The sequence below is a fragment of the Bacillus sp. AFS055030 genome (assembly GCF_002574545.1).
In the GTDB taxonomy this organism is placed as follows: Bacteria; Bacillota; Bacilli; order Bacillales; family Bacillaceae_G; genus Gottfriedia.
In genome coordinates this window covers 1-7,538 of the sequence record NZ_NUGT01000017.1, presented here as the reverse complement: position 1 = coordinate 7,538, position 7,538 = coordinate 1, and the positions used below count along the sequence as shown (strand labels likewise).

At 29.6% G+C, this 7,538-nt stretch carries 7 protein-coding genes; 2 read left to right on the top strand and 5 right to left on the bottom strand.

What is annotated here, in order from left to right:
* The 4 genes from CN925_RS06695 to CN925_RS06680 all read right to left on the bottom strand — a co-directional run.
* On the bottom strand, nucleotides 1-1,083 hold a 1,083-nt coding region (locus CN925_RS06695; protein ID WP_180232878.1), incomplete at its 3' end, for an SH3 domain-containing protein.
* 309 nt (nucleotides 1,084-1,392) lie between these two features.
* A complete protein-coding gene (locus tag CN925_RS06690) occupies nucleotides 1,393-2,010 on the bottom strand; it encodes a lysozyme family protein (protein ID WP_286138281.1) in 618 nt (205 codons plus the stop codon).
* A gap of 231 nt (nucleotides 2,011-2,241) precedes the next feature.
* Complete coding sequence (locus CN925_RS06685) at nucleotides 2,242-3,483, bottom strand: TcaA 3rd/4th domain-containing protein (RefSeq protein ID WP_142339197.1); 1,242 nt, start codon at nucleotides 3,481-3,483, stop codon at nucleotides 2,242-2,244.
* A gap of 375 nt (nucleotides 3,484-3,858) precedes the next feature.
* Entirely contained in the window at nucleotides 3,859-4,437 is a 579-nt protein-coding gene (locus CN925_RS06680; RefSeq protein WP_098845484.1) for a YARHG domain-containing protein, read from the bottom strand.
* Nucleotides 4,438-4,899: 462 nt separating this feature from the next.
* On the opposite strand from CN925_RS06680, the gene CN925_RS06675 reads away from it, so the two are divergent.
* Nucleotides 4,900-5,808 (top strand): accessory Sec system S-layer assembly protein, encoded by a 909-nt coding sequence (locus tag CN925_RS06675; protein ID WP_098845483.1) that lies wholly within the window; start codon nucleotides 4,900-4,902, stop codon nucleotides 5,806-5,808.
* Between the two features lie 81 nt (nucleotides 5,809-5,889).
* Here the strand turns inward: CN925_RS06675 and CN925_RS06670 are convergent, their stop codons facing one another.
* Nucleotides 5,890-6,423, bottom strand: a complete 534-nt coding sequence (locus CN925_RS06670; protein ID WP_098845482.1) for a competence protein ComK — start codon at nucleotides 6,421-6,423, stop codon at nucleotides 5,890-5,892.
* A gap of 307 nt (nucleotides 6,424-6,730) precedes the next feature.
* Between CN925_RS06670 and CN925_RS06665 the strand changes: the two genes are divergently transcribed.
* Entirely contained in the window at nucleotides 6,731-7,249 is a 519-nt protein-coding gene (locus CN925_RS06665) for a sigma-70 family RNA polymerase sigma factor (RefSeq protein WP_180232877.1), read from the top strand.
* Nucleotides 7,250-7,538 lie beyond the last annotated feature (289 nt).

Genomic DNA, 7,538 nt, shown 5'->3' with positions numbered 1-7,538 from the left:
ACCAATTCGTTTAGATGATGAAACTATGGTACCAATTGGTATTTGTGCTAGCAGTTTAGACGAATTTCCAAATGATTGATATAAACCAGCCATTTTAATTGCTTTATACTTCGTCGTTGTAAATGTTGTGAAGCTATTTGCAATTACATCCTCACTCTTAACATAAAGATTTTGCCCATTATAATTAATTCGGTACCAGATCTTCCCTACCAAATCTGTCGCTTTTTGAGTTGAAGCAAAGCCATTATTTCCACTAACTGTAGTTACTACAGGTTTTGTAGTATCTGGAGTTGCATATAAGTTAGTGACTGCTTTCGAAAAATAGTATGCAGTACTTGTTGTTTCATATTTTATTTCATTTGCTTTCGTAAAATTACTGATATAAACATAACCTGTTTTTCCATTATACGTAACGTTATACCAGTTACCAATTCGTTTAGATGATGCAACTATAGTACCAATTGGTATTTTCGCTAGCAGTTTAGACGAATTTCCAAATGATTGATATAAACCAGCTATTTTAATTGCTTTATAATTTGCCTTAGCAAAAGTAGTTACAGCACTTTTTGTAACATCTGAGCTATTTACATACAATGTTTTACCATTATAACTAACACGGTACCAAGTCTGGCCAATGCTATTCACTATGTTTTGAGTACTACTAAAACCATTATTTGACGCTACTGAATAGACTGCAGCTTTTTTTGTATCAGGCGTTGGATATAGCTTAGTCGTTTTATTTGTAAAATAATAAGCAGTCGCTTGAGTAGTATATTTATAGTATTCCTTTAAATAAGTACCACTTACCCAACCAGTTTTGGAATTATAAGTCACCTTAAACCATTTACCATTTATTTGTGTTGCAGTTATTACTTTTCCTTTTGGAATAGTCAAGATTGACTTATAGGTTGTACCTGCACCCTGTCTTAAATTTAGACTTGCTGTCGTTTGATACTTTGTTTTAATGTTTATGATTGCTGCACTCGCTTTTAATCTTTCCAAGCCAATATTAGGACAGGATATGCTGGATGTGCCTACTAGAATACCTGTTGATACCAAAAGAACTCTTCCTATTTTTTTCATGTATTTAACTTCCCTTTCCTACCTCTTTTACATTTAAAACGTAAAATAAAATAATCCAATTCTATTAAGCTACTAAAATTAATAAACTATAAATTTTTTAAAATTAAAATTAATAAAAAATTAATCCTAAAGTTAAGTATAAGTCATAAAATGTCGGAAATTGAAATATTTTTTATATTTATTATATAGGTAAAAAAAGGGAATTGTTATATTTTATCGAAACGACAACTATTTTGTAATTAATTTGACATAATTCAAAAAAAAAAGTTAAAAAGTCCATAAAGAAGACATTTAACTCTTCTCCATGGACTATGGTTTTCCTACTATATTATGTTTAAGCGGAACTAGAATCTCGAAGTACTTTGATTTCTTCATTACTTTTTGACTATATGTGAAGTCACCATAACAATATGGATATCTGAAATTTTTCTTATTATTATTACACGTATAAAGCTCAGGATTCTTTTCTACCATCGATAAGGAATAGGTTTTAGCAAGTTGATCTGAATGTTTACCTCCATGTGTTTTTACAAAATCAATATAGGCAATTCCCATATTGTAACTTTGTATGATGGTTTGTAAATCAACGCCTTGCTTTTTACCATAGGAATACACATCTATAAAGTGTGAGACACCTTGTTGTATGCTTTTTGAAGTATCTTGTATACTATCCTTTGCAAGGCCTAGCGATTCTGAAGCTTGCATAGGATCTGTTCCTTTCCCCTTCGTTTCTTGCATCATTAGTCCTAGTAATAAAGGGGTGTAATCTTCTAAATTTGACGTCTTTAATTCATAATAAACTTGTGTTTCATACTTCAGTACATCCTGGAAATAATAACGATAAATCGCAAATATCCCAATAATTGACATCAGAAGTATAAATAAAAGAAGTCTTTTAATAAATTTCCACATTCTATACTTTTCCATTACCTCCAAACATTTCTCTTTAATACATTATAACGAATATTCCTATTTAAAAAAGCTATGTGTCAAAACTACATATATTTGACATTAAAATGAGAAAAAAGAAATATTTCTTATTATAAACATTTAATAGAATTGTTCTTCTTTTGAAACCTAACCTAATAAATGTAAATCCTCTAACTTTAAATCAACAAAAAAAAGAGTCCAACTTAAATTAGACTCTTTTACTATCATTTATTTTATTTCTTTTACTCCTACTATACGATCCATTTTTAATTCATCATTTTCTCTTGAAAAGTGGTAAGTAATTTCAAATGATTTCATTTTAGTTTTACCATGTTTATCAGTTATCTCATACGACTCATTTGTTGTAATAATCATACCCGTATCATCTTGCTTTGAATTTTTCATAGAAAAGCTTATGAGTTTTTGCGTTGTACCTTTTTTCTTAATTTTGTCTTGATATTCCTTAGACTGTAAGAATGCTTGGCCATTTTGATTAAACAATCCGTTAATTAGTTGCTTTTCTTCTAAATCAGAAGAAGGCTTAGGACTAGGTAAATACTTATCAAAAAATCGTTTAAGCCCTGCAAAGAAACCATCGTTTTGTTTCTCATCCTGGTCTTCAACTGGCATATCAAACATTAAATCCACATATTTCCCTGTAATTGGAACATCATCTGTTTTAAATAATTCACCATTCTTTTCAATTTCAGCGTGAACTACTGTTTTACCATTTAATAAAAACGGCCCAAAGCGATCTAGTTCACTTACTTTTTGCCCAGTATCTTTTCCATTTACAAAAAGTTCTGCCTCAGGTTCGTTTGAGTAAATTTGGACATAACTAACATTAAAAGTTAATTCCTGAGATAACTTATTTTTTGATGCTGAAGAAAAATCGATATCAACAGCATCCTTAACATCACTATAAATACCTTTATATGAAACAGCCATAGTGTACTTTCCAGGTAAAATTTTATGGTATGTTGTTTCGTATTCGTCTTTTTTTAAATGGATAATATGATTATTTAATTTTAACTCAATGTCATCAATTGGCGAAGAAATCTTTAATTCGAATGGCTGAGCACTTATTGAATACGTTTGATAAATCCCTAAAAATTTACTACCTTTACTAATTGATAGTACATAATTTCCACGCCCATCTATTAACTTACTATTAATCACCTTATTATCTTGAATCATATCGTCTAATTGATCTAATACATTATAGCTATTCAAGTAATCCATAAATGCGATTACTGACTCTTCATCTAGAGATGCTGCAGTACCACCTTTTTGTAATATCTGTGTTACTTCTTTATAATTATTATCTGACACTGCTTTATCAAAAATCTTTACTATTCTTTCTGGTGAATTTAAGTATTTTAATGTTAAATGTGTAATTAAGATAGCGAATATTGGTATTAAAATAAACATCCATTTTCTTTTAAAACTAGGTATTCGTTTTTTTCTCATGGTTCGTATACCCGCTCTTGACAAGGAATTTTGTTCTCTTAATTGAGTTTCCATTTATTTTTAACTTCCCCTTAAATTTTCATTCTATCTAATGCTTGTTTCTACCATATAAAATGAATCTAAATAAATACTTTAAAAAAGTAGACTATAGTCTATCATACTATTTTTTATTTAAAGGGTAAAAAGAAATTTTTTTATAAGATAGTGGAAGTAACCCTAATTCATAAAGGGGCAGAATTATCAGATGGATGGAATGACAGCAAAGGAAGTAGTTAAGGAAAGCGGAGCTATGAAAATGATAAAAAGCAAAGTTCATTAATCACTGAACTTTGCTTTCTTGTTAATTAATTAAAGAAGGTACTGTTGAATTTCCAACTATTCTCTTGATTTAATTAAATTTAAATTATATTTTTCAATATCATTAAGTTCTCCGCCATATGCAGGATTTGGTTTATACCAAGACTTAGAAGAAAAATAAATCGTCAAGTCGCTTGATTTAAATACCAAACCATGTCTAGCGAAAATTTCATTTCGAGCTAAACGCAATTCATTTCGAGCTAGTTTATTTAGATCTGCACTCGTTAGTTTTCTACTATTACTATCTGGTAAAACGTAATCTGTTGATTGCTTCTCTTCTTCGGTAACTTTTGTTTCCTTTTTAGTCGTTTCTTTAGCAACTTCCTTAGATTTTGTTTCAGTCGTCTTTTCACTCTTTGTTTCTTTTTTTACGACCTTTTTCGTTTCTACCTCTGTAGAAGCATTTTTTGGATGAAAATTACCTTCATTCATTATTTTTGGGTAAACATAAAAAATTGCTGTAGCACCTATTATAAGTACCCCAGCTATCGATATTATTAATGAAAAGTATCGTTTAATACTAAAACCATCTTCCTTATTCTTAAGTTTTCTATGTTCTGAACGACTTTCAACTTTGTTTTCTTCCTTATTAGCCAAAATCTTTCACTCCTCTATTACAGTTATAAATAGATACACTTATCATATTATCTAATCTATTTGCTTAAAATCCAATTCTTTTAATAGAAGTTTAATACGTTGTTAACACAATTGAAAAGACCTATTTTAAAAATACTATATTAATAAATAAAAAATCCCTATCCCCACAGAGGAATTAGGGACATTCTCTATTAGTTGAATAAAAAAAACAATTTATTATTTTAAAAAGCATGGCATTAAGTGCTAAATTTTTATATCAGACTGAATATTTAGAGTATTTACAACAATTGATTGAGGGGATACACTTAAGACAGTATCAACAAGATGTCCAATTCAACCATTTAAATATGAAGGATTTACTCTGTTTGAACATACTAATAGCTAAAGTACAAAGAGAAATATCAGCAAGTCTTGCTTCAGCATTTCAAGAATGATCTTGTCCACAGGGGGTAGAAAAACAAAATGTTATCATCGATTAAGCGTTTATTACAAAAGGGAAAAGATTCAACAGTCTCATCGAATGAATTATTGCAACAAACATCTACTGATCAAGCAGTTCAAGTTGAAGAAAATGAAGTGGTTGAAATTCATCCTAAAATTTCATTCCATCCATTAATGCATATTGAAGATGAAAAGCGTTATGTCTATCAATTTTTAAATAATGAGCTTTCTCCTTTAAAACCAAATCAATTGTCATTATCTGCAATTGAACTTGAAACGAATGATGATGGAAGTGCAACTGTTACAGCATTCGTTCGCAACAGTTTAGAAAAATTAGTTCGTTTAGAAGATGCTATACTATTATTGATTAGTGAAGAAGGTGAACTATTAGCAAGAAAAGGATTTAGATTGGAAGAACTTGGCGAAATGCCTCCTTGTAGTAGCCGCCCGTGGCGCTTCGTATTTGAACGAGAGTATTTACTAAAAGAGGACTTGCCTGAAAAAGGATTTGAATTAGCATTTGATTTGTCAAAAACTATTCACAGATTAGATATCGATCCATCATGGGAAGGCCGACTTACTGAAGAACAAATTGCAGAATTAAGCAATCTTGTAAATTCTTTACCTAAATTACGCATAAATGAAGTAAGTTTACACGCTTTACGAGCGAGCTATAATGAAGAAGGAAACTTAGGAGTCAATATTTTAGTTCGAAATGGTTCAACACAAGCAGTTAATCTAGAATTACTACCACTAGAAATGTTAAATGAGAATGGTGAAATAATTGCGAAAGGTTTATTTACCTTACCTCCATTAACAATCCAGGCAAATACGAGTAAACCATGGACATTTATCTTCCCTAAGGATCTAATAGAGATAAATACGTTCTCGCAATGGACAATTAGAGTACCTGATCAAGAAGTTATTTAAAGCATAATTAAGCTAAAAGCAGGATTTATGATCAAATAGGATCTTAAGGCCTGCTTTTTGTATTCCCTTCCCCTGCTAAGCCTATTTATTAGAAGAATATCCTTCTATTAATTCCTTAATCATCATTAACTTTTCTTCATCTGATTTTAGCTTGTATTCTACTTTCTGACTTAAATACATACTAATAATCTTTGAAGCTTTACTGATTTGTTTATCAAAAATGTAATAAGAAATTGGTAATGTCCTCTCTTCCCCATTCCTAAACTGAATCTTTGTTTTTCTTTTTTCTTTTATATATTTATTTATTTGGATAAAATTTAACCATTTGCAAGATATGTTATTTTGAGAAGATGTAGGAATCATAATAATTGATAATGTGGGATTAATCATAAGAGGAATCTTTTTCATAGTTGGATATTTACTTTTTACGACTTCGAGATGGCCTTTAATAGATTGATTATGATAAAGGGCGGATTCATTCAAGATTGCTTTCATTGGTCGTCTTGAATAGATTACTCCTTTGTCTTTATCTGTTATTTTGGTTAAATACTCTGGATGTTCCGCAGCTTCAATTAGCATTGTTTCATAAGATACAACATAATCTAATTTCGACATAGACGTCTCCTTTTTAGGATTTTTTACATTTCGATTATATCAAAATTATCTTCCCGCATTTTTGAAACTTCTATGACGAGTTAACCAGTGATTTAGTAAACTTTACCTTCCTTTAAAAATACTAATAATTATATTTTCAATCGATTTTTCCCAGTAAATTTAAAGTTTTAATTTCAATACTCAACTTTCTCTCTATTTCATTTATTCTTAATTGATATTTCCAGATATGATATATTTCCTATTTTTTTATATAGTTACTTCACCGCGGAATAAACAAAAGGGCATGCCTTTAAGAAAGGCTATAAGCATGAAGCGTAGTGAAGAACAAGTAGATTATCAAGTAATTTCAGGAAAATTAAAGCCAAGTACATTCGAGGAATGCTTAAACCAGTATTCCCGAATGATAAAAGCAACGATGAAGAAACTGCATATCTATAAAAACTTTGATGAATATTATCAAATTGGTCAAATAGCATTATGGAGGGCTTACCAACAGTATCAAACTGAGAAGGGCAGCTTTTCAAGTTATGCTTTTATTACAGTGAGAGGCTATTTATTAAATGAGCTATCCAAAGCAATTAAGTATGATGAACAAATTGTAGCATCTGACCATGGTGAAGATTTAATCTATTTTGATGAATCATTTTCACTCGTTAATTTTACAAGTTTGCTAGATGGGATCTCTCCCTTACAGAAGCAAATCCTAATAAAACGTTTTTATTACAATCATGAATTTCCTCAAATTGCAAAAAGTTTAAATATGAAAGAATCTAGCGTTCGGTCTAGTTATCGTTATGCATTAAAAAGATTAAGAAACTCAAAATAAAATAGATTTCAAATCTATCTAAAAAAACTATTACTTTTCTACTACTTTTATAATTTTCAAAGCTATGCCGTTTTGAGTAAAAACTTCTCACACTTTTTTAACATTCTCTACTGTTTACCTATTCTGTAACATTATATTAAAATCACTAAATTTTACCAATCATTTTTGTGTTTCGACATATTTTTTAACAAATGTCGAAATGTTTTTTTTGAAAATTTTTTCGTTTATTTCAAATATGAAAAAACACCTTGATTTATCTAAAGTTTTTAATATAATTGAAATATTATTA

Coding starts and splice junctions, on each gene's coding strand:
- CN925_RS06690 (WP_286138281.1), bottom strand. CDS start 2,010: ATGGAAAAGTATAGAATGTGGAAATTTATTAAAAGACTTCTTTTATTT.
- CN925_RS06685 (WP_142339197.1), bottom strand. CDS start 3,483: ATGAGAAAAAAACGAATACCTAGTTTTAAAAGAAAATGGATGTTTATT.
- CN925_RS06675 (WP_098845483.1), top strand. CDS start 4,900: ATGTTATCATCGATTAAGCGTTTATTACAAAAGGGAAAAGATTCAACA.
- CN925_RS06670 (WP_098845482.1), bottom strand. CDS start 6,423: ATGTCGAAATTAGATTATGTTGTATCTTATGAAACAATGCTAATTGAA.
- CN925_RS06665 (WP_180232877.1), top strand. CDS start 6,731: ATGAAGCGTAGTGAAGAACAAGTAGATTATCAAGTAATTTCAGGAAAA.